Raw genomic sequence first — 20,432 nt, forward strand, 5'->3', positions numbered from 1 at the left:
AATGCAGAAGTCATGGGACATAGCCTGAGCCTCGACAATACGAGGCGCAAGACGCATGCTTTGCACTTGATACCTGCATGGAACGCCACGTCATGAATGCACCGGATCTGAACCTGTTGATCACCCTCGACGTGCTGCTGAGCGAAGGCAGCGTCGCCCGCGCCGCCGAGCGCCTGCGTTTGAGTCCGTCAGCCATGAGCCGGGCGCTGGCCCGGCTGCGGGAAACCACCGGCGATCCGCTGCTGGTGCGCGCCGGTCGCGGACTGGTGCCGACCCCGCGTGCGCTGGAGCTGCGCGACCGGGTCAGTTATCTGGTGCAGGAGGCCGAAGCGGTTTTGCGCCCGGCAGAAGTGCTCGATCCTGGCCAGTTGCGGCGCACCTTCACCCTGCGCAACACCGACGGTTTTGTCGAAACCTTCGCCGCCGCCCTGCTCGCCCGCATCGCCGAAGAGGCGCCTGGCGTGCGCCTGCGCTTTGTGCAAAAAGCCGACAAGGACAGCACGCTGCTGCGCGTAGGCCGGGTGGATCTGGAAACCGGCGTGGTCGACGACAGCACCGACCCGACGCTCCACAGCCGCATCCTGTTCCACGATCAGTGGATTGGCGTGGTGCGTGAGGGGCATCCGTTGAGCAGCGGAAAGATCAGCGCCAAACGCTTCGCTTCGGGCCAGCACATTCTGGTGTCACGCCGTGGGCGCAGCAGCGGACCGGTGGACGAAGCGCTGCTCGCCTTAGGCCTGACGCGGGACATCGTCACTTCATTCGGCGGATTTTCGGCGGCGCTGACGCTGGTCCGTGAGTCGGACCTGATCGCCACCGTTCCGGAACGTCACACCAGCAAACTGCGCACGGGCCTGCACAGCTTCGCCCTGCCATTCCGGATGCCGGACATCAGCGTGTCGATGCTCTGGCACCCGCGCATGGACGCCGACCCGGCGCACCGCTGGTTGCGCCATTGTGTGCGCGAAGTTTGCGCCTAACGCGCATCACCGCCAGCGGGTTTGTAGAACAGGAATTTCCTGGTCTCGGCGGTTTTTCTGTATTCCTTGGCCCAACTTGGATGAACGTTGCGGTCGTGGAAATACAGGGCGCCATGGGTGCGGTCGGTGAGCTGGCGGTTCAGCGCCTTGCCGGCGATTTCCTTGGCCAGCGCGTATTCGGCATCTTCCTTGACCTGATCCGGACGCCCGTCGCACCACCAGGAAAACTGGCAGCTCTTGGTTTCCGAGCCCTGCTTGACCACCTCGCACACCGTGCCCGGAAAGCCGTCATGCCCGAGGCGATTCATCACCACACTGGCCACGCCTTCCATGTCGGCATTGTCCTTGCCCTTGGCTTCCCAATAGATACTGCGCGCCAGACAGGTGATCGGGTCGTCCAGCGGAGCGGCGCCAGCGGGGTCGACCGCCTGCGCTTCGGTCGGGGTGATGGCTTCGGATTTGAGTGCCGGAGGCGCGTCGGGTTTGTCGGCGGCCTTCTCTTCCAGAACCTCGGCTTTCGCCTCGGCCTTTTCCTTGATCGGTGCCTGATCGGTGGCCAGTGCCGCGCCGCTCAGCAAGGTCAACGCAAGACAGCAAAGGAACCCGTTCAATTGCATGATCATTCTTCCGGCAGCGCCCGATGCGGGCGAAGTGTTACGTGGTTGAGACGCCCGTTTTCCGGGGTCTTCGCGAAGTGTAGACGGCAATTTTCACGGCATCGTTCCGCAGAAAAAACCGCGTTATGAAGAAAAAGACATTGCACCAACCGGGGCCCTTTCGCGCATGATGTGCGCACTCAGCCCAAGGGAGATTTCCATGCGCTTCATGCCATCCGTTCTGCGACTCGCCGCGTTGTCCGTGGGCCTGGCGCTGGCCACTTCGGCCATGGCCACCGACGAGTCGCAATTGATCGAATCGATCAACAGCTACCGCAGCCAGCCGCAGCGTTGTGGCAGCCAGGCGTCCAGCGAATTGCCGCCGCTGTCGGCCGATCCGCGCCTGATTCTGCCGGCCAGCGGCGTGGTGGATTTGCAGCAGGCGATGTCCAGCGCTCGCTACCCGATGGTCAACGTGCAGGCGATTACCCTTAACGGGCCAAGGGATGCGGCGTCGGCGATGAAGGCGATTCAGGAGAGTTTCTGTCAGGTGGTGCTGGATCCGCAGTTCGTCGATATCGGCGTCAGCCGCGCTGATCGTGACTGGCGCATCACCCTCGCCCGGCCACTGCTGTCCGCCCGCCTCGGCGACGGTCAGGCTGAAGGACAGAAACTCCTCGAACAACTCAACGCCGCCCGCGCCCAGCCGCGCCAGTGCGGCGGTCAGGCCTTCGCAGCGACTGCGCCGCTGGCGTGGAACGCAGTACTCGGCGGCGTCGCCCAGGAACACAGCCGCGAGATGGCCAACAACAATTATTTCGACCACAAGGACCGCAACGGCGGCACTCCCGGCGACCGCGCGGAACTGGCCGGTTACAGCGGCCAGCAGGTCGGCGAAAACATCGCCGCCGGGCAGGACACGGTGCAGAAAGTCGTTGCCGGCTGGCTCGCCAGCCCTGGCCATTGCGCCAACCTGATGAACCCGCAGTACCGCGAGCTGGGCGCTGCTTACGCAGTCGATCCGAAGAGCAGCGCCGGGATTTACTGGACTGCGATGTTTGGCGGGGAGTAAATCCCGCGCAATAAAAACCGGAGCCAGGCTCCGGTTTTTTTATGGTCAATGAGTCCTCATTCCCGCCGCATACATAGCCAGTTTCAGCAGGCTCGCCACCACCGCCAGCGAGACCACGCTGCCCAACCAGATCAGCAGCAGCCAGCCCAGACGCTTGTACCAGGGGCTGGATTTCACCTCACGCGAATCAATGGTAGCCATCGCCAATCCTCACTTTGCCGCGGAACACGTAGTAGCTCCAGAAGGTGTACATCAGGATCACCGGCAGGATGAACAGCGCGCCGATAAGGGCGAACAACTGACTGGTGGCCGGTGAAGCCGCCGCCCACAGGCTGACCGACGGCGGGATGATGTTCGGCCAGATGCTCAGCGCCAGCCCGATGTAACCAAGGAACATCAGCACCAGGGTGAACACAAACGGCCAGTGGGTGTGGCGCTGACGCAGCGAACGCAACAGCCCGAACAGCGCCAGCACCGCCAACACCACCAGCCCGGCGAACACGGTCAGGTGCGCATGGTTGAACCAGCGGCCAGCCAGTTCCGGATGCAGTTGCAGCGTCCACGCGCCGATCACCACCACCATCGCCAGCAGCAGCCACGCCAGCGGACGGCTGTAGTGACGCATCCGCGATTCGAGCATGCCTTCGGTCTTGACCAGCAGCCAGGTGCTGCCGAGCAAGGCGTAAGCAATCACCAGACCGACGCCGCAGACCAGCGGGAACGGCGCCAGCCAGTCGAGACCGCCACCGGCGAACTGCCGATCCACCACCGGAATCCCCGACACATACGCGCCGATCACCACGCCCTGGGAGAACGTCGCCAGCAGCGAACCGCCGATGAACGCCCAGTCCCACAGATGACGTTTTTCAGCCGGCGCCTTGAAGCGAAACTCGAACGCCACACCGCGGAAAATCAGCCCCGCGAGCATGAAGATCAGCGGCAGATACAGCGCCTCCAGAATCACCCCGTAAGCCAGCGGAAACGCGCCGTACAACGCCGCGCCGCCGAGCACCAGCCAGGTTTCGTTGCCGTCCCAGACCGGTGCGACGGTGTTCATCATCACGTCGCGTTCCTGCTCGTCGCTGATCATCGGGAACAGGATCCCGAGGCCCAGATCGAAGCCGTCCATGATCACGTACATCATTACCCCGAAGGCAATGATCACGCCCCAGATCAACGAGAGATCGATACCTTGAATACCCATGACTCAACGCTCCTTTTTCAGTGGATCCGGGTCGCGGATTCGAGGTTGTCGGTGACCGCCGACAGTGGCCGGCGCGGGGTCTGCACCTGGGTGCCTTCGGGCGGATGCTCGTGGTGCGGCTGCGGGCCCTTGCTCACCAGTTTCATCATGTAGCCGATGCCCACGGTGAACACCGAGCAGTAGATGACAACGAACAGCGCCAGCGAGGTGCTCATCTGCGCCACCGAGTGATGAGACGCGGCGTCATGGGTTCGCATCAGGCCGTACACCACCCACGGCTGACGCCCGACTTCGGTGGTGATCCAACCCGCCAGCAGCGCGATCAGGCCGCTCGGCCCCATCAGCAGCACCAGCCGCTGGAAGCCGCGATGGCGGTAGACCTTGCCATTGCGCCGCAACGCCAGCCCCAGCACACCGACCAGAATCATCAACATGCCCAGCCCGGCCATCACGCGGAAGCTCCAGAAAATCACGGTCGAATTCGGCCGGTCTTCTTTCGGGAAGCTCTTGAGTGCCGGGATCTGCTTGTCGAGGCTGTGGGTGAGGATCAGGCTGCCGAGGTACGGAATCTCGATCGCGTATTTGGTTTTCTCCGCCTGCATGTCCGGGATGCCGAACAGCACCAGCGGGGTCGGCCCGTTGTCGGCGTTTTCCCAGTGGCCTTCGATGGCGGCGATTTTTGCCGGTTGGTGTTCCAGAGTGTTCAAGCCATGGGCGTCACCGACCACCGCTTGAATCGGCGCCACGATCAGCGCCATCCACAGCGCCATGGAGAACATCTTGCGCACCGGTTGGGTGTCGTTGCCACGCAGTAAATGCCAAGCCGCCGAAGCGCCGACAAAGAACGCCGTGGCGACGAATGCGGCAATCGCCATGTGCGCCAGACGGAACGGAAACGACGGGTTGAACACGATCGCCAGCCAGTCGACCGGCATTACCCGACCGTCGACAATTTCGAAGCCTTGCGGGGTCTGCATCCAGCTGTTGGAGGCAAGAATCCAGAAGGTCGAAATCAGCGTGCCGATGGCGACCATCACCGTGGCAAAGAAGTGCAACCCTCGGCCGACGCGGTTCCAGCCGAACAGCATCACCCCGAGGAACCCGGCTTCGAGGAAGAACGCGGTCAGCACTTCATAGGTCAGCAACGGCCCGGTGACGCTGCCGGCGAAGTCGGAAAACCCACTCCAGTTGGTGCCGAACTGGTACGCCATGACCAGCCCCGACACCACGCCCATGCCGAAGTTGACGGCGAAGATCTTCGACCAGAAGTGGTAGAGATCGCGGTAAGTGTCGTTACGGGTTTTCAGCCACAGGCCTTCGAGCACCGCCAGGAAACTCGCGAGACCAATGGTGATCGCCGGGAAAATGATGTGGAACGAAACCGTGAACGCGAATTGAATTCGCGCCAGGTCCAGTGCCTCCAGGTTGAACATGATGATGTCCTCATCCAGGCTGAAAAGCGGCAGCACACGGCCGGGCCACCGCCAGGCGCGAACGCCTGCAGCCAGTCAAAATGCAAAAGGGTTGGATCGCGTGAGTCGGCTACGCCACCGACGACGGGATCAGGTTGCTCGCCTCGGCCGCTTCGAGGCGGATCGCCACGAACTTGGAGGTCGGCGTGTAGGTGCGGTCACCGTAGCTTTCCAGCGGCACCAGCGGATTGGTTTCCGGGTAGTACGCGGCAGCCTGCCCGGCCGGAATGTCGTAGGCGATCAGGGTGAAACCGCTGACCCGACGCTCACGCTCGTCATCCCACAGCGCTACCAGATCAACCTTCTGTCCCGGTTCAAAACCGAGCCGGCGGATGTCCTGTTCGTTGGCGAACACCACGTCGCGCATGCCGTAGACCCCGCGATAACGGTCGTCGAGGCCGTACAGCGTGGTGTTGTACTGATCGTGGGACCGCATGGTTTGCAGGATCAGATGCGGTTTGACCGGCAGGTTGCGCACGCCTTCGCTAATCAGATGCTCCGGCAGCACGCACGGGGTGAACTGGGCCTTGCCGGACTCGGTTTTCCAGACCCGGTCGGAGGCGTTGTTACCGAGGTGGAAACCACCGGGGATCAGCAGCTTCTCGTTGAAATTCTCGAAGCCCGGAATCACGTCGGCGATCAGGTTACGGATGCGCCCGTAGTCGCCCACCGCCCATTCCCAATCGATCGGGTGTTTGCCCAAGGTGGCGGCAGCGATCCCGGCAATGATCGCCGGCTCGGATTTCAGATGTGCCGACTTCGGTTTCAGTTGGCCGAACGACAAGTGCACCATGCTGAAGGTGTCTTCCACGGTCACGCCTTGCGGGCCTTCGGCCTGGACGTCGATGTCGGTACGGCCGAGGCACGGCAGAATCAACGCATCACGCCCGGTCACCAGATGGCTGCGGTTGAGTTTGGTCGAGATATGCACGCTCAGGTCGAGTTTGCGCATCGCGGCGTGGGTGCGCGGGGTGTCCGGCGTAGCTTGAGCGAAGTTGCCGCCGAGCCCGATAAACACCTTGGCTTCGCCACGTTCCATGGCACCAATCGCCATGACCGTGTTGTGGCCGTGCATCCGCGGCACTTTGAAGTTGAAGCGTTTTTCCAGGGCGTCCATCAGCTCGGTCGGGGCCAGTTCGTTGATGCCCATGGTGCGGTCGCCCTGCACGTTACTGTGGCCGCGCACCGGCGACAGCCCGGCACCCGGACGGCCGACATTGCCGCGCAGCAGTTGCAGGTTGATGACTTCCTGCAGGGTCGGCACCGAGTGCACGTGTTGGGTCAGGCCCATGGCCCAGCACATGATCACGCTCTTGGCCCGGGCATACATGCGCGCTGCCAGTTCGATGTCATGCAGCGGCACACCGGACTGCTCGACGATGTGCTCCCAGCTCGTGGCATCGACTTCGGCCAGGTAGCTGTCGAGACCCGAGGTGTGCTCGGCAATGAAGGCGTGATCGAACACCGGTTCGCCGCCGGTGGCCTGGGCTTCACGTTCCCATTGCAGCAGGAACTTGGCCATGCCGCGAATCATCGCCATGTCGCCGCCCAAGGCTGGACGGAAGTACGCGGTGTTGGTCGCTTCCCAGCCGTTGCTGAGCATCTCGATCGGGTTTTGCGGATTCTGGAAGCGCTCCAGCCCACGTTCCTTGAGCGGGTTGATGCACACCACTTGAGCGCCGCGTTTCACCGCTTCTCGCAGCGGTTCGAGCATGCGCGGGTGGTTGGTGCCGGGGTTCTGGCCGATCACGAAAATCGCATCGGCGTGGTGCAGGTCTTCATAGACCACCGTGCCTTTGCCGACGCCCAGGCTCTCGCCCATGCTCACCGCGCTGGCTTCGTGGCACATGTTCGAGCAGTCCGGGAAGTTGTTGGTGCCGTAGGCGCGGACGAACAACTGATAGAGAAACGCCGCTTCGTTGCTGGCACGACCCGAGGTGTAGAACTCGGCCTCGTGAGGCGATTTCAGGCCTTTGAGGTGCTTGGCGATCAGCGCGAAGGCATCGTCCCAGGTAGTTTCCACATAGCGGTCGACCCGCGCGTCGTAGCGCATCGGATGGGTGATCCGGCCCTGGTATTCGAGCCAGTAATCGCTTTGTTCGGCCAGGGTCGAGACCGTGTACTTGTTGAAGAACGCCGGATCGACCAGGCGGCCGGTGGCTTCCCAGTTCACCGCTTTGGCGCCGTTTTCGCAGAACTTCAGCATGCTCGCGCCGGGTGCCTCACCCCAGGCGCAACCGGGGCAGTCGAAGCCGCCGTTCTGGTTGGTCTTGAGCATGGCGCGGATGTTTTTCAGGGCGTTTTCACTGCCCAGCCAGTTCTTGGTGAGGCTGATGACAGCGCCCCAACCCGCAGCGGCGCCCTTGTAGGGTTTGTAACGGTCGACTTGTGACATGGGACTTCTCCATGACGATGCACACAGGCAAAAACCTGATCGGGTTTAAACAGCGACGACTGACTTTCAAGTTAAAAAAGCGGTCGTTTCGTTTGACGGGGCCAAGGATAGGAACCGCTGCAAAAACTTGTCTAATCGCTATTAATGACTGCGTTATCGAAAGCATCTATCACGGACTTAAACCCTTTAAATACGGGCACTTGCAAAACTAAGAAGGGAAAAACAGCAAATAATTATTTCATCATCGACAGCATCAATCGGCCGGTCATTAAGAGTGATTGGACTCTGTCTCAAGTTGCTCATAACCTGCGCCGACCCAATCCCTTCAATAGCGGATTTCACCCAAGCGAGGCTGTCATGTCAGAGCGCGTCTTGATCGATGGTTACAACCGCCGCGTCGACTATCTGCGCATGTCGGTCACCGACCGCTGCGACTTTCGCTGCGTGTATTGCATGGCCGAAGACATGCAGTTTTTGCCGCGCCAACGGGTGCTGACGCTGGAGGAGATCTATCAACTGGCGCAGAGCTTCGTTGCGCTGGGCACCCGCAAGATTCGCCTGACCGGCGGCGAGCCGTTGATTCGTCCCGGCGTCGTCGGCTTGTGCAAGCAGATCGCCGCCCTGCCCGGCCTGCGCGAACTGTGCCTGACCACCAACGGCTCGCAGCTCGGCAAACTGGCCAGCCCGCTGTTCGACGCCGGGGTCAAACGCCTCAACGTCAGCCTCGACAGTCTTGATGCCGAGCGTTTCAAGCAGATGACCCGCACCGGTGACCTGGCCCAGGTGATCGACGGCATCGACGCCGCGCGCGCCGCCGGATTTACCCGCACTAAACTCAACTGCGTGGTGATGCAGGGCCGCAACGATCACGAGATCAACGATCTGGTGCAGTTCGCCATCGAGCGCGATCTGGATATTTCCTTCATCGAGGAAATGCCGCTGGGGATCATCAGCGAACACAGCCGCGCCGAGTCGTTCTTCTCCAGTAACCAAGTGCGCGAACGAATCGCCGAGCGCTACACCCTGATCGACTCCGCCGAATCGACCCAGGGCCCGTCGCGCTACTGGCGGCTGGCCGAAGCGCCGCACATTCGGCTGGGGTTCATTTCGCCCCACAGCCACAACTTCTGCGGCACCTGCAATCGGGTGCGGCTGACCGTCGAGGGGCGTTTGCTACTGTGTCTGGGGAACGAGCATTCGGTGGATCTGAAAGCGGTGCTGCGGGCCCACCCGGGTCAACCGGAGCGGCTTGAGAAAGCCATCATCGAAGCGATGAAACTCAAGCCTTACCGGCATAACTTTGAAGTGAACGACGACGTGCAAGTGGTGCGTTTCATGAACATGACCGGCGGCTGATCCGCCACGTTTTCAAGGCAGAGAGCCGCATGATCATCCGACCCAAGGTCAATCAATTCGCCATTCTCTTCACCCTCAAGGGCTCGATTGCCAAGCGCATCGCCCTGCGCACCCTGATGGTCACACTGCTGGCGTCGGCCATCGTGCTGGTGGAAATGCTCCACCCGAGCAACTTCACCAAAGTCAACGCCACGCCGTTCACCCTGCTCGGCCTGTCGCTGTCGATCTTCATGAATTTTCGCAACAACGCCTGCTACGACCGCTGGTACGAAGCGCGCAAGGCCTGGGGCGAAGTGATCGTGCATGTGCGTTCGGTGATTCGCGAGACCCATGTGATCCGCGAATCGGCCCAGCGTCGGTTATTGCTGCTTAACCTTTGTGGTTTCGCCCACGCGCTGAATGCGCGACTGCGCCGGGAAGACGAAGCCGCCGCCAGCGCTCAATGGATCACCCCGCAACACGATGCGCAGGTGCCGGATTACAGCGGGCGGATCCTGCAAACCGTCGGCCAGCAATGTTCCGATCTGCATGAAGCGGGCGATCTCAGCGAATGGCGCTACATGCTGCTGGCCAATCACCTGACCAGCCTGACCCAGGCGCAGGCCGTGTGCGAGCGGATCAAGAACACGCCGCTGCCCTTCCCTTACACCCTGCTGCTGCACCGCACAATTTACCTGTTCTGCATCCTGCTGCCGTTCGCCATGGCCGAACCGCTGGGGTGGCTGACGCCGCTGTTCACGGCGATTGTCAGCTACACCTTCTTCGGGCTGGATGCGATTGCCGATGAGCTGGAGGACCCGTTCGGCCGGGATGAAAACGATTTGCCGACCGATGCGCTGGTGCGGGGTATCGAGCGGGATATTCTGGCGGAGCTGGGGACTGAGCCGTTGCCGCCGGCGCTGAAACCGGTGGACTACGTCCTCAGTTAATCGACTGCCTTCCCCTTCGGGGGAGGGAAAGTCATCAATCCAGATGCGCCCAGGTCATGCGAAACGACGCGCCGCCCCACGGCGAATCGCCGACCTCGACCTGCCCGCCATGGGATTGCGACACCCGCCGCACCAGCGCCAGACCGAGGCCGAAGCCGCCCGTGCGGCGGTCGCGGCTGGCGTCCAGGCGCGAGAACGGTTCGAAGATTTTCTCCCGCCCTGCCAGCGGCACACCCGGCCCGTCGTCGTTGACCTGCACTTCGTATTGATCGCCAACGCGCACCAGCGACACCTCGACCCGCTGCTCGGCATACCGGATGGCATTGCGCAGCAGATTGATCACCGCACGCGCCATGAAACGCGGTTCGATCCGCACTTCGTCGACCCGGCAATCTACGATCAACAGCTGCACCCCGGCCGCCTCGGCTTCCAGCGCCACGCTGCCGACCACGCTGTCGAGCCAGTTGGCAGCCTGAATGTTTTCGCGGGTGATCACCGTCGCGCCGCGCTCGAGGCTGGCGTAGGTCAGCAGTTCGGAGACCATTTCTTCCAGCTCGCCGAGGTCGGCGTACATGTCGGCGATCAGTTCGCGGTTCTGGCTGGCGTCCGGTTGTTGCTTGAGCTGGTCGAGTTCGAACGACAACCGGGCAATCGGCGTGCGCAGTTCGTGGGAGACCGCGTTGGTCAGTTCGCGCTGATTGGCGATCAGGCCTTCGATGCGCGCCGCCATCAGGTTGAAGTGACCGGCGAGGTCGCGGATGTTGGAACGTTTGGACAGCTGGATCCGCACCGAGAGGTCGTTGTCGCCGAAGCGCTCGGCGGCCAGGCGCAGTTTTTCCAGATCGCGCCAGTGCGGGCGAACCCAGAAGTACAAAACGATGCCGAGCAGCACCGCCAACATCATATAGGCCCCGGCAATGTAGAACGGCATCAGGCTCGGCTCGGGCGGCAGCTTGATGCTGAGCAACTGCGAACCACCGTCGATATTGCTGATGAACTGGGTGTAGTCATCGCGGATCACCAACACATCCTGGGCCAGTTCGGCTTTTTCCTGATCGTTGAGTTTCAACTGGTCAGCCTCGACCAGGCTCAGCGTGAGCCCGTAGTGCGGCCGCAAGGCTTCCAGTTGCGCCTCGCGCGCCGCGCCCTGCTGGTCGCGCATGTGTTCGACCAGCGACCACGCTTGGCCGCGAACCGCCTCACGGTTGTAGGCCTGCATCTGGTTGTCGAGCAAAGCGTTGAAGGTGTGCTCGACGGTTTGCAGCGCCGCCACCAGCCCGACGGTCATCACCAGAAACAGCCCGAGAAATAACCGCAGCATCTACAACTCCCACGCGAACGGATTGAACAGATAACCCTTGCCCCACACGGTCTTGATGCAGACCGGCTCGCGAGGGTTGTCCTTGAGTTTGTTGCGCAACTTGCTGATGTACACGTCGACGCTGCGATTGAGGCCATCGAAGGCGATGCCGCGCATGCGGTTGAGAATGTCATCGCGCGACAGGATCTTGCCGGCGGCGCTGGCCAGCAGCCACAGCAGCTCGAATTCCATGGTGGTCAGTTCGATCAGCTCACCCGCCAGACGCACTTCGCGGCAACTGCGGTCGATGACCAGATTGCCGAATTCCAGCGAGCTGACCACACCGCTGTCCGGCACCTGCCGGCGTTGCAGCGCGCGCAGGCGTGCGAGCAGAACAGGCGGCTTGATCGGTTTGATCACGTAGTCGTCGGCCCCGGACTCGAGGCCCAGAATATGGTCGAGGTCATCTTCCTTGGCCGTCAGAATAACAATCGGTGTGTCCGACACGCTGCGGATTTCCCGGCACACGTGCAGGCCGCTCTGCCCCGGCAGCATCAGGTCGAGCACCACCACTTTGGGCTTGAATTCGAGAAACGCGGCCACGGCCAGATCGCCGCGATGCACCGTGCGAACCTCGTAGCCGTGTTGTTCGAGAAAGTGGGCGATCAGTGCGGCCAGCCGCTCATCGTCTTCCACCAGCAGGACTCTGCCAAAACCCAGGTTATCCATAACAACCGCCGCCAACCGCTTTGTGAAGTGGGCGACATTATGCGGGCATTCAATGGCGAGACGTTTATCGCAGGCAGCAAAAACCGGCCTCTGGGGCCGGTTTTCGTTGATGTTTCATACTCTTAAGAGTTTTTAACAATTCATGCCGCGACGGGTACGCCACTGTGGAAACGGAATTCCTCGTCCGGTGACTCGATCAGGTCCTGCTCGGCGGCGCGGACTTTCTCGATCACCTGGGCGATGTCCTTGGCGTCACCGTACTGGTAGGCCAGTTTCAGATAACCCTGGAAATGCCGGGCCTCGCTTTTCAGCAGGCCGAAGTAGAACTTGCCGAGTTCTTCGTCCAGATGCGGCACCAGCGCTTCGAATCGCTCGCAACTGCGCGCTTCGATAAAGGCGCCGACCACCAGGGTGTCGACCAGTTTCACCGGTTCGTGGCTGCGCACCACTTTGCGCAGGCTCGAGGCATAACGGCCGGCGTGCAGCTGGCGCAGTTCGATCTTGCGTCGCTTCATGATGCGCATCACCTGCTCGTGGTGCACCAGTTCTTCCCGGGCCAGACGCGACATCATGTTGATCAGATCGACGTGGGAATGGTACTTGGCGATCAGGCTCAACGCGGTGCTGGCGGCCTTGAACTCGCAGTTCTTGTGGTCGATCAGCAGGGTTTCCTGATCGGCCAGCGCGGCTTCAACCCAGGCATCAGGCGTGCGGCAACCAAGGAATTCGTGGATTTCGGGAAGGATCATGGGGCTCACGGTCAAAAGGTGTTCGAGCGAAGGGCGCCGATTATACCGGCCTGCCCGCAGACCACCAGCGGCCCGCGTTGATATGCATCAAGTCGCAGACGGATGCGCAGCAACTATAGTTGTGCAACGCCGTGCCTTTTCATTGCTGGAGACTCACTCATGCAAGCCATTCGCAGCATTCTGGTGGTCATCGAACCCGAACACGCGGAAAGCCTGGCGCTCAAGCGCGCCAAGCTGATCGCCGGGGTGACCCAGGCCCATCTGCACCTGCTGGTCTGCGACAAGAAGCACGATCACGCCGGTATGCTCAGCGTGCTCAAGGCCGCGCTTTTGGCGGACGGCTACAGCGTCACCACCGAACAGGCGTGGAACGAGAGCCTGCACGAAACCATCATCGACGTGCAGCAGGCCGAAGGCTGCGGACTGGTGATCAAGCAGCACTTCCCCGACAGCTCGTTGAAGAAGGCCCTGCTGACCCCGGCGGACTGGAAACTGCTGCGCCACTGCCCTACTCCCGTGCTGCTGGTGAAAACCGCCGGTTCGTGGAAGGACAAAGTGATTCTGGCAGCGGTCGACGTGGGCAATGCCGATGGCGAACACCGTCATCTGCACACCACGATCATCGACCATGGGTTCGACATTGCCAGCCTGGCCAAGGGGCATCTGCACGTGATTACCGCCCATCCGTCACCGATGCTGTCGGCGGCGGACCCGACGTTCCAGCTCAAGGAAACCATCGAGGCGCGCTATCGCGAGCAATGCCGGGCGTTTCAGGCTGAGTTCGACATCGATGACGAGCATTTGCATGTCGAGGAAGGTCCGGCGGACGTGTTGATTCCGTTCATGGCGCACAAGCTGCAGGCGGCTGTGACGGTGATCGGTACCGTGGCGCGCAGCGGTGTGTCGGGGGCGTTGATCGGCAATACGGCCGAACAGGTGCTGGATCAATTGGAGAGTGATGTGCTGGTGCTCAAACCGCAGGAGGTTGAAGACCATTTGGTCGAATTGGCGGTGAAGCATTAAGTATTGCGGCGCCGGTAAGGCCGTCATCGCTGGCAAGCCAGCTCCCACTGGGACTCAGGTGTGTCCAACATCGAGAGCATTACACCATCACTGTGGGAGCTGGCTTGCCAGCGATAGCAATAGGTCAGTCACCGAGGGCATCCTTGAGGAAACCGGGCGCGATGTAGCGCTGATAGTGCGCTTCCGACAGCAGGAAAAATTCCCGATCAATGGCATCGCGCAGTTCCGGCAGGTTCCAGTCGCGAAACTCCGGCAGCAATACCATTCCGTAGGCTTCCAGATTAATGATCACCCGCGCGCCCCGGGCGATCAGTTGATAAGCCCAGCAATATTCCGACTGATGCGGCACGAAGCGGATCTTGCGCTGTTCCAGTTGCAGACGCAGGCGCGCCGGGTCGAAGACCTCGACCTTGCTCGCCATCACTTGTGACAGCAATTGCTCAAGACGCAGCCACACCGCACGCTTTTCTTCCTCGTTGTAACCGTTCCAATGGATCACTTCGTGGTGGAAACGCTTGCAGCCACGGCACACCAGATCACCGTAAACGGTGGAGCAGAGGCCGACGCAGGGGGTCTTGATGGTCTGATTGGGCATAAATGGGCAGAACACTTGAAACGCGGAACAGGTCGGCATGTTAGCCCTTTGTCCGCCATTCATCACCCCTCAAACGTCAGGGGCAAGCGCTGGATCAAGGTTTGCCCGAGCCGCGCACAACGCAACCAAAGTCCAATAGAGCGCGACTTACCTTTAAATTTTTTTTGCCGTAGAATCAGCCAGCCTTTTTAGGCGCCAATGTCCGTTAGAAGCTGTTTTCAAAGCGTCACGAGCACAGTCGTTCCTTCAGAGCGGTGTTGGCGTAGGGTTTTTCCAGCGGGGAAAAGCCCAACGCCAACCCTCATCAGCTCCCCGTTCTGCAGGCGTAAAACTTTGAAAGCAGCTTCTGTAAGGAATGCCCGGTAATTCTGGCTAAGCGGCCCACAACGCCACGCAGCGCATGAGTACGAGCATTTCGGGATGAGCGTCCCGGACACCCATTTGGGACCACTGATGAGGGTAATAACTGTGCTTGAAGCCTACCGCAAACATATCGAAGAGCGTGCAGCCCTGGGTATCGTTCCCCAGCCGCTTAACGCCGAACAAACTGCAGGCCTGGTCGAGCTGCTGAAGAATCCTCCGGCTGGCGAAGAAGCTTTCCTCGTTGACCTGATCACCAATCGCGTACCACCAGGAGTGGACGAAGCCGCCTACGTCAAGGCCGGTTTCCTCTCCGCACTGGCCAAGGGCGAAGTCTCCTCCCCTCTGCTGGACAAGAAACGCGCTGTAGAACTGCTCGGCACCATGCAGGGCGGCTACAACATCGTGACCCTGGTTGAACTGCTGGACGACGCCGAGCTGGCACCAGTGGCCGCCGAAGAACTCAAGCACACCCTGCTGATGTTCGATGCCTTCCACGACGTGGCTGAAAAAGCCAAGAACGGCAACGTTCACGCCAAGGCCGTGCTGCAATCCTGGGCTGACGGCGAGTGGTTCAAGAAGCGCCCTGTGCTGGCCGACAAGATCAGCCTGCGCGTCTTCAAGGTGACCGGCGAAACCAACACCGACGACCTGTCCCCTGCCCCAGACGCCTGGTCGCGTCCCGACATCCCGCTGCACGCCCTGGCCATGCTGAAAATGGCCCGTGACGGCATCGTTCCGGACGAGCAAGGCAAGACCGGCCCGATGAAGCAGATCGAAGAAATGCGCGGCCAGGGCTTCCCTATCGCCTACGTCGGTGACGTGGTCGGTACCGGTTCCTCGCGTAAATCGGCGACCAACTCGGTCCTGTGGTTCTTCGGCGACGACATCCCTTACGTGCCGAACAAGCGCGCTGGCGGTTTCTGCTTCGGCAGCAAAATTGCCCCGATCTTCTACAACACCATGGAAGATGCCGGCGCACTGCCAATCGAGTTCGACGTATCGAACATGAACATGGGCGACGTGATCGACCTGTACCCGCACGCAGGCAAAGTCTGCAAGCACGGTACTGACGAAGTCATCACCACCTTCGAAATGAAGACCCCGGTCCTGCTGGACGAAGTCCGCGCCGGCGGCCGTATCCCGCTGATCATCGGCCGTGGCCTGACCGAGAAGGCTCGCGCCGAACTGGGTCTGCCAGCGTTCGACCTGTTCAAGAAGCCGGAAGCACCGGCTGAAAGCACCAAGGGCTTCACCCTGGCGCAGAAAATGGTCGGCAAGGCTTGCGGTCTGGCAGAAGGCAAAGGCGTTCGTCCTGGCACCTACTGCGAACCGAAGATGACCACCGTAGGTTCTCAGGACACCACCGGTCCAATGACCCGTGACGAACTGAAAGACCTGGCGTGCCTGGGCTTCTCCGCTGATCTGGTGATGCAGTCCTTCTGCCACACCGCGGCCTATCCAAAGCCGATTGACGTGACCACCCACCACACCCTGCCTGACTTCATCATGACCCGCGGCGGTGTTTCCCTGCGTCCGGGCGACGGCATCATCCACTCGTGGCTGAACCGCATGCTGCTGCCGGACACCGTAGGTACCGGTGGTGACTCGCACACCCGCTTCCCGATGGGCATCTCGTTCCCGGCCGGTTCCGGTCTGGTCGCGTTCGCCGCTGCCACCGGCGTCATGCCGCTGGACATGCCGGAATCGATCCTGGTGCGCTTCAAAGGCAAAATGAAACCTGGCATCACCCTGCGTGACCTGGTTCACGCCATTCCTTACTTCGCCATCCAGAACGGTCTGCTGACCGTCGAGAAGAAAGGCAAGAAAAACGCCTTCTCCGGCCGCATCCTGGAAATCGAAGGCCTGGAAGGTCTGACCCTGGAACAGGCGTTCGAACTGTCCGACGCCTCGGCCGAACGTTCGGCTGCCGGTTGCACCATCAAGCTGTCGAAAGAGTCGATCACCGAGTACCTGCAGTCCAACATCACCCTGCTGCGCTGGATGATCGGCGAAGGCTACGGCGATGCGCGTACCCTGGAGCGTCGTGCCCAAGCGATGGAAGCCTGGATCGCCAACCCGCAACTGATGGAAGCCGATGCCGACGCCGAGTACGCCGAAGTCATCGAAATCGATCTGGCCGACATCAGCGAGCCTGTGCTCTGCGCGCCAAACGATCCGGACGACGCCCGTCTGCTGTCCAGCGTTGCTGGCGAGAAGATCGACGAAGTGTTCATCGGTTCGTGCATGACCAACATCGGTCACTTCCGCGCTGCCGGTAAACTGCTGGATCAGGTCAAAGGTCAGCTGCCAACCCGTCTGTGGCTGTCGCCGCCGACCAAGATGGACGCTCACCAACTGACCGAAGAAGGCTACTACGGCATCTACGGCAAGGCCGGCGCCCGCATGGAAATGCCAGGCTGCTCGCTGTGCATGGGTAACCAGGCACGCGTTGAGCCGAACAGCACCGTGGTGTCGACGTCGACCCGTAACTTCCCGAACCGTCTGGGCGACGGCGCGAACGTCTACCTGGCTTCGGCTGAGCTGGCGTCCGTTGCTTCGATCCTGGGTCGCCTGCCGACCGTCGAGGAGTACATGGAATACGCTGGCAAGATCGACAGCATGGCGGCCGACGTTTACCGCTACCTGTCCTTCGACCAGATTGCCGAGTTCCGTGAAGCTGCTGCGAACGCCAAGATCCCTGTCGTTCAAGCCTAACGCTGCAACGCAATGAAAAACGCCGCCCATCGCGAGATGAGCGGCGTTTTTTTATGCCTGCCGGATGGGGCCTCGCCCCGCGCTGATCGTTCCCACGCTCCGCGTGGGAACGATCATCTTGGGAGCGAACCTGCCCGCGAAGATCGCAGGCACAAAAAAGGCCGACCCGCGAGGCAGATCGGCCTTTGTGTTTCACAAGATCAATCGGGATCTGGTGTTGAACCTCAAGCCGTCAGCGAATAGATCAACGCCGAAATCGCCACCAGACCCACTGCGGTGACAAACACGTTCGACATCTGCCCACGATAACGGGCCATCGCCGGCACTTTGCGGATCGCGTACATCGGCATCAGGAACAGGATCGCCGCGATGACCGGGCCACCGATGGTTTCAATCATGCCGAGGATGCTCGGGTTCAGGGTCGCCACGATCCAGCACACCACCAGCATGAACGCCGCCACGATGCGGTCCAGCGCCTTGGCGCCCGGACGCTTGCCGCTCTTGACGATCAAGCCCTTCAGGCCTTCGCTGGCACCGATGTAGTGGCCGAGGAACGACTTGGAAATCGCCACAAACGCAATCAGCGGTGCCGCGAACGCGATGGTCGGGTTGCTGAAATGGTTGGCCAGGTACGACAGGATCGACAGGTTCTGCGCCTTGGCTTCGGCCAGTTGCTCCGGCGACAGGGTCAGCACGCAGCTGAACACGAAGAACAGCACCATCACCACCATCAGCAGGTGCGCGCGAGACAGGATCTGCGAGCTGCGCTCATCCGCGTGAATGCCGTAACGACGCTTCTGGTCCACAGCAAACGCCGAGATGATCGGCGAGTGGTTGAACGAGAACACCATCACCGGAATCGCCAGCCACAACGTGTGCAGCAGCGCGGACGGTGCCGGCACTTGCGAAGCGGTGGTCAGGATGCCGCCGTTCCAGTGCGGAATCAGGTACACCGCCAGGAACAGCAGCGCGACGATGAACGGATACACCATCAGGCTCATGGCCTTGACGATCACTTGCTCGCCGCAGCGCACCACGGCCAGCAGGCCGAGGATCAGCACGAACGAAAGCAGCGCGCGCGGTGGCGGCGTGATGTGCAGTTGGTGCTCAAGGAAACTGGCGACCGTGTTGGTCAGGCCAACGCTGTAGATGAGCAGGATCGGGAAGATCGCGAAGAAGTACAACAGGGTGATCAGCGCGCCGGCCTTGATGCCGAAATGCTGTTCCACCACGTCCGTGATGTCGGCGCCTTCGCGACCGGAAAGCACGAAGCGGGTCAGGCCGCGGTGTGCGTAGAACGTCATCGGGAAGGCCAGCAGCGCGAGGATCACCAGCGGCCAGAAGCCACCCAGACCTGCGTTGATCGGCAAAAACAGGGTACCGGCGCCGATGGCCGTCCCGAACAGTCCCAACATCCAGGTAGTGTCATGGCGATTCCAGCTCGACAGTTCGGCTGGTGCTGCCGCCTCAAAGCGTTGTTCGACGCTATTGGCCTGATCATTCATCCGGTCGGATCTCCGCATTCCGGTCACTTGCCACTCGGTCAGGACGCGTCGGAAAAAACCGACAGACATGCTCCGGCCGAAACAGGGGCGCGATTCTCCGCGATAAATGAGCAGAAGCAAAGACTTAGCTGAGGAATTGTTGTACGGAGCAGATCGGAGGCTTGTCGCTTTTGGGAAAAAGCCTGTCGGCGCCAGATACGCGACATGTCGTTTTATGACATGCACCGGCGCCGAATGAGCCATGGGAAAGCCCGATCAGATCGATCGGGCCAATATGAAGCCGAGGAACATGCAAAAGATGCCCAGACCCATCAACCCCCAGATCGGGCGCATTTCTTTCCTGTCTTTGATACGTATTTTTTCGGCCCACTCATCGTGTTCCCGTTCCAGTTGTTCCATTCTGGCTTTGGCGTCATAGGTGCTCATGTTGATTTCCTTTTGAGTCATGTGTCTGAAGATTGCGAAAACGAACGCTCAAAACTTGAAAAAGACGCCTGCCAATGCCGCGCTTGCCGTCAACACGCCGGCCACCACCGCAACTGGATAAAAATACGTCTCCCACTTCAGCTTCTTCTGTTCCGCCATAAGCTTCTGCCGCTCAGCTATCAGTTTTCGCGTTTCGTTATGCAGCCTGTCGAGTTCCAGGTTTTCGCGGTTGTTCTGAAGCATTGGCCTTCCTTGGCTGATGGCAATTTCCGTCCGGATTACTGCTTCGTCATGAAGAACGCATCCCGTCCTGCTCTCTATAATTCCGCGCTTCTCACCCCGCCGTATAGCGGATGAATCCGGCAGCACTCGTAGGCAACATCCGTAAATCCCGCAGGACGGTGCGTCCATTTCCTAACGTTTTTAAACAACCTCACCGTCTGGCATTTTTCGGCTATACCCAATGGCGAATTGACTGACATCCCCGTCCAGTCCCCCCGCCTGTGGAGCCATCCCATGCCTCTCGTCCGCGTCGACATCAAGAAAAACTCGGACCCGACGTTCGCCAAACGCATTGGCGAAGTGATCTACGCCGCCCTGCGCAGCGAGATCAATGTGCCGGAACACGACAATTTCCAGGTGCTGGCCGAGCACGACGACCAGCACTTCGTCTATGACCCGCAATACCTGGGGATCCAGCGCAGCGACGGCATCGTGTTCATCCAGCTGACCATCAGCGAAGGCCGCACCGTGGAGATGAAACAACGGCTGTTCCAGACCATCGCGCGCAACCTGAACCAGCAACTGGCCGTGCGTCAGGAAGACGTGTTCATCAATCTGGTGGAAGTGAAAAAAGAGAACTGGTCATTCGGCAACGGCATCGCCCAGTACGTGACGTGATCCAGTGACCGCCAGCGCCGACATCACCTGACGAAGCACCCGCGCGCTCCCCGCATCAGCTCCTACACTGCCTGATGCGGGGCCGTGCCAGCCATTGCCAAACCGCTCTGGAATCAGCACTCT

General features: G+C 60.8%; 19 protein-coding genes. 7 read left to right on the plus strand and 12 right to left on the minus strand.

Annotated elements, in window-relative coordinates:
• Positions 1-92: 92 nt before the first annotated feature.
• A complete protein-coding gene (locus C1X29_RS12955; RefSeq protein WP_102717605.1) occupies positions 93-980 on the plus strand; it encodes a LysR family transcriptional regulator in 888 nt (295 codons plus the stop codon).
• On the opposite strand, the gene C1X29_RS12960 is transcribed toward C1X29_RS12955, so the two are convergent.
• The gene (locus C1X29_RS12960) at positions 977-1,597 is read right to left on the minus strand and encodes a cell wall hydrolase (protein ID WP_102717606.1); all 621 of its coding nucleotides are present in this window, start codon (positions 1,595-1,597) and stop codon (positions 977-979) included. The two genes, C1X29_RS12955 and C1X29_RS12960, sit on opposite strands and share 4 nt — an antisense overlap.
• Positions 1,598-1,796: 199 nt before the next feature.
• Between C1X29_RS12960 and C1X29_RS12965 the strand changes: the two genes are divergently transcribed.
• Entirely contained in the window at positions 1,797-2,648 is an 852-nt protein-coding gene (locus C1X29_RS12965; RefSeq protein WP_064379534.1) for a CAP domain-containing protein, read from the plus strand.
• A gap of 45 nt (positions 2,649-2,693) precedes the next feature.
• Here C1X29_RS12965 and C1X29_RS12970 read toward each other — a convergent pair whose 3' ends face one another.
• From C1X29_RS12970 to C1X29_RS12985, 4 genes are all read right to left on the minus strand, one after another.
• Complete coding sequence (locus C1X29_RS12970) at positions 2,694-2,849, minus strand: DUF2474 domain-containing protein (protein WP_102687029.1); 156 nt, start codon at positions 2,847-2,849, stop codon at positions 2,694-2,696.
• On the minus strand, positions 2,836-3,852 hold the full coding sequence (gene cydB / locus C1X29_RS12975; RefSeq protein ID WP_102717607.1) for a cytochrome d ubiquinol oxidase subunit II: 1,017 nt from the start codon (positions 3,850-3,852) through the stop codon (positions 2,836-2,838). Before cydB ends, C1X29_RS12970 begins: the two co-directional genes overlap by 14 nt.
• 17 nt (positions 3,853-3,869) lie before the next feature.
• Complete coding sequence (locus C1X29_RS12980) at positions 3,870-5,285, minus strand: cytochrome ubiquinol oxidase subunit I (protein WP_102717628.1); 1,416 nt, start codon at positions 5,283-5,285, stop codon at positions 3,870-3,872.
• A gap of 109 nt (positions 5,286-5,394) precedes the next feature.
• Positions 5,395-7,719, minus strand: a complete 2,325-nt coding sequence (locus tag C1X29_RS12985) for an FdhF/YdeP family oxidoreductase (protein WP_102717608.1) — start codon at positions 7,717-7,719, stop codon at positions 5,395-5,397.
• 357 nt (positions 7,720-8,076) lie between these two features.
• Between C1X29_RS12985 and moaA the strand changes: the two genes are divergently transcribed.
• Together moaA and C1X29_RS12995 are read left to right on the plus strand one after the other, a co-directional pair.
• Complete coding sequence (moaA, locus tag C1X29_RS12990) at positions 8,077-9,075, plus strand: GTP 3',8-cyclase MoaA (RefSeq protein ID WP_102687026.1); 999 nt, start codon at positions 8,077-8,079, stop codon at positions 9,073-9,075.
• Positions 9,076-9,104: 29 nt separating this feature from the next.
• Entirely contained in the window at positions 9,105-10,004 is a 900-nt protein-coding gene (locus C1X29_RS12995; protein WP_102717609.1) for a bestrophin family protein, read from the plus strand.
• Positions 10,005-10,038: 34 nt separating this feature from the next.
• Here the strand turns inward: C1X29_RS12995 and C1X29_RS13000 are convergent, their stop codons facing one another.
• The 3 genes from C1X29_RS13000 to C1X29_RS13010 form a co-directional block, all read right to left on the minus strand.
• Entirely contained in the window at positions 10,039-11,325 is a 1,287-nt protein-coding gene (locus tag C1X29_RS13000; RefSeq protein WP_102717610.1) for an ATP-binding protein, read from the minus strand.
• Complete coding sequence (locus C1X29_RS13005) at positions 11,326-12,033, minus strand: response regulator (RefSeq protein WP_064380497.1); 708 nt, start codon at positions 12,031-12,033, stop codon at positions 11,326-11,328. It abuts the gene before it with no gap.
• Between the two features lie 140 nt (positions 12,034-12,173).
• A complete protein-coding gene (locus C1X29_RS13010; protein ID WP_064597504.1) occupies positions 12,174-12,782 on the minus strand; it encodes a tRNA-(ms[2]io[6]A)-hydroxylase in 609 nt (202 codons plus the stop codon).
• Positions 12,783-12,941: 159 nt separating this feature from the next.
• On the opposite strand from C1X29_RS13010, the gene C1X29_RS13015 reads away from it, so the two are divergent.
• The gene (locus tag C1X29_RS13015) at positions 12,942-13,805 is read left to right on the plus strand and encodes a universal stress protein (RefSeq protein ID WP_085602794.1); all 864 of its coding nucleotides are present in this window, start codon (positions 12,942-12,944) and stop codon (positions 13,803-13,805) included.
• A gap of 124 nt (positions 13,806-13,929) precedes the next feature.
• Here C1X29_RS13015 and C1X29_RS13020 read toward each other — a convergent pair whose 3' ends face one another.
• A complete protein-coding gene (locus tag C1X29_RS13020) occupies positions 13,930-14,400 on the minus strand; it encodes a DUF1289 domain-containing protein (RefSeq protein ID WP_039767141.1) in 471 nt (156 codons plus the stop codon).
• A gap of 468 nt (positions 14,401-14,868) precedes the next feature.
• Between C1X29_RS13020 and acnB the strand changes: the two genes are divergently transcribed.
• Positions 14,869-17,478: a bifunctional aconitate hydratase 2/2-methylisocitrate dehydratase gene (gene acnB, locus C1X29_RS13025; RefSeq protein ID WP_041475328.1), complete on the plus strand. Its 2,610-nt coding sequence runs from the start codon at positions 14,869-14,871 to the stop codon at positions 17,476-17,478.
• 224 nt (positions 17,479-17,702) lie between these two features.
• Here acnB and C1X29_RS13030 read toward each other — a convergent pair whose 3' ends face one another.
• The 3 genes from C1X29_RS13030 to C1X29_RS13035 all read right to left on the minus strand — a co-directional run bounded on the left by C1X29_RS13030 (position 17,703) and on the right by C1X29_RS13035 (position 19,652).
• Positions 17,703-18,983, minus strand: coding sequence for an HAAAP family serine/threonine permease (locus C1X29_RS13030; RefSeq protein ID WP_064597506.1), 1,281 nt, complete (start codon positions 18,981-18,983; stop codon positions 17,703-17,705).
• Positions 18,984-19,238: 255 nt separating this feature from the next.
• Complete coding sequence (locus C1X29_RS29420; RefSeq protein WP_007958834.1) at positions 19,239-19,409, minus strand: hypothetical protein; 171 nt, start codon at positions 19,407-19,409, stop codon at positions 19,239-19,241.
• 48 nt (positions 19,410-19,457) lie between these two features.
• Positions 19,458-19,652 carry a hypothetical protein gene (locus C1X29_RS13035; protein WP_007958836.1) on the minus strand — a complete coding sequence of 65 codons (195 nt, stop codon included), beginning with the start codon at positions 19,650-19,652 and terminating at the stop codon, positions 19,458-19,460.
• Positions 19,653-19,925: 273 nt separating this feature from the next.
• Here C1X29_RS13035 and C1X29_RS13040 point away from each other — a divergent pair, with 273 nt between their 5' ends.
• On the plus strand, positions 19,926-20,309 hold the full coding sequence (locus C1X29_RS13040; RefSeq protein WP_102717611.1) for a tautomerase family protein: 384 nt from the start codon (positions 19,926-19,928) through the stop codon (positions 20,307-20,309).
• Positions 20,310-20,432: the final 123 nt, after the last annotated feature.

The organism is Pseudomonas sp. GW456-12-10-14-LB2, from assembly GCF_002884345.1.
In the GTDB taxonomy this organism is placed as follows: domain Bacteria; phylum Pseudomonadota; class Gammaproteobacteria; order Pseudomonadales; family Pseudomonadaceae; genus Aquipseudomonas; species Aquipseudomonas paraglycinae.

What these genes read in the sequence shown, in the direction of transcription:
- C1X29_RS12955 (WP_102717605.1), top strand. Translation starts at nt 93, where the DNA reads ATGAATGCACCGGATCTGAACCTGTTGATCACCCTCGACGTGCTGCTG.
- C1X29_RS12960 (WP_102717606.1), bottom strand. Translation starts at nt 1,597, where the DNA reads ATGCAATTGAACGGGTTCCTTTGCTGTCTTGCGTTGACCTTGCTGAGC.
- C1X29_RS12965 (WP_064379534.1), top strand. Translation starts at nt 1,797, where the DNA reads ATGCGCTTCATGCCATCCGTTCTGCGACTCGCCGCGTTGTCCGTGGGC.
- C1X29_RS12970 (WP_102687029.1), bottom strand. Translation starts at nt 2,849, where the DNA reads ATGGCTACCATTGATTCGCGTGAGGTGAAATCCAGCCCCTGGTACAAG.
- cydB (WP_102717607.1), bottom strand. Translation starts at nt 3,852, where the DNA reads ATGGGTATTCAAGGTATCGATCTCTCGTTGATCTGGGGCGTGATCATT.
- C1X29_RS12980 (WP_102717628.1), bottom strand. Translation starts at nt 5,285, where the DNA reads ATGTTCAACCTGGAGGCACTGGACCTGGCGCGAATTCAATTCGCGTTC.
- C1X29_RS12985 (WP_102717608.1), bottom strand. Translation starts at nt 7,719, where the DNA reads ATGTCACAAGTCGACCGTTACAAACCCTACAAGGGCGCCGCTGCGGGT.
- moaA (WP_102687026.1), top strand. Translation starts at nt 8,077, where the DNA reads ATGTCAGAGCGCGTCTTGATCGATGGTTACAACCGCCGCGTCGACTAT.
- C1X29_RS12995 (WP_102717609.1), top strand. Translation starts at nt 9,105, where the DNA reads ATGATCATCCGACCCAAGGTCAATCAATTCGCCATTCTCTTCACCCTC.
- C1X29_RS13000 (WP_102717610.1), bottom strand. Translation starts at nt 11,325, where the DNA reads ATGCTGCGGTTATTTCTCGGGCTGTTTCTGGTGATGACCGTCGGGCTG.
- C1X29_RS13005 (WP_064380497.1), bottom strand. Translation starts at nt 12,033, where the DNA reads ATGGATAACCTGGGTTTTGGCAGAGTCCTGCTGGTGGAAGACGATGAG.
- C1X29_RS13010 (WP_064597504.1), bottom strand. Translation starts at nt 12,782, where the DNA reads ATGATCCTTCCCGAAATCCACGAATTCCTTGGTTGCCGCACGCCTGAT.
- C1X29_RS13015 (WP_085602794.1), top strand. Translation starts at nt 12,942, where the DNA reads ATGCAAGCCATTCGCAGCATTCTGGTGGTCATCGAACCCGAACACGCG.
- C1X29_RS13020 (WP_039767141.1), bottom strand. Translation starts at nt 14,400, where the DNA reads ATGCCCAATCAGACCATCAAGACCCCCTGCGTCGGCCTCTGCTCCACC.
- C1X29_RS13030 (WP_064597506.1), bottom strand. Translation starts at nt 18,983, where the DNA reads ATGAATGATCAGGCCAATAGCGTCGAACAACGCTTTGAGGCGGCAGCA.
- C1X29_RS29420 (WP_007958834.1), bottom strand. Translation starts at nt 19,409, where the DNA reads ATGAGCACCTATGACGCCAAAGCCAGAATGGAACAACTGGAACGGGAA.
- C1X29_RS13035 (WP_007958836.1), bottom strand. Translation starts at nt 19,652, where the DNA reads ATGCTTCAGAACAACCGCGAAAACCTGGAACTCGACAGGCTGCATAAC.
- C1X29_RS13040 (WP_102717611.1), top strand. Translation starts at nt 19,926, where the DNA reads ATGCCTCTCGTCCGCGTCGACATCAAGAAAAACTCGGACCCGACGTTC.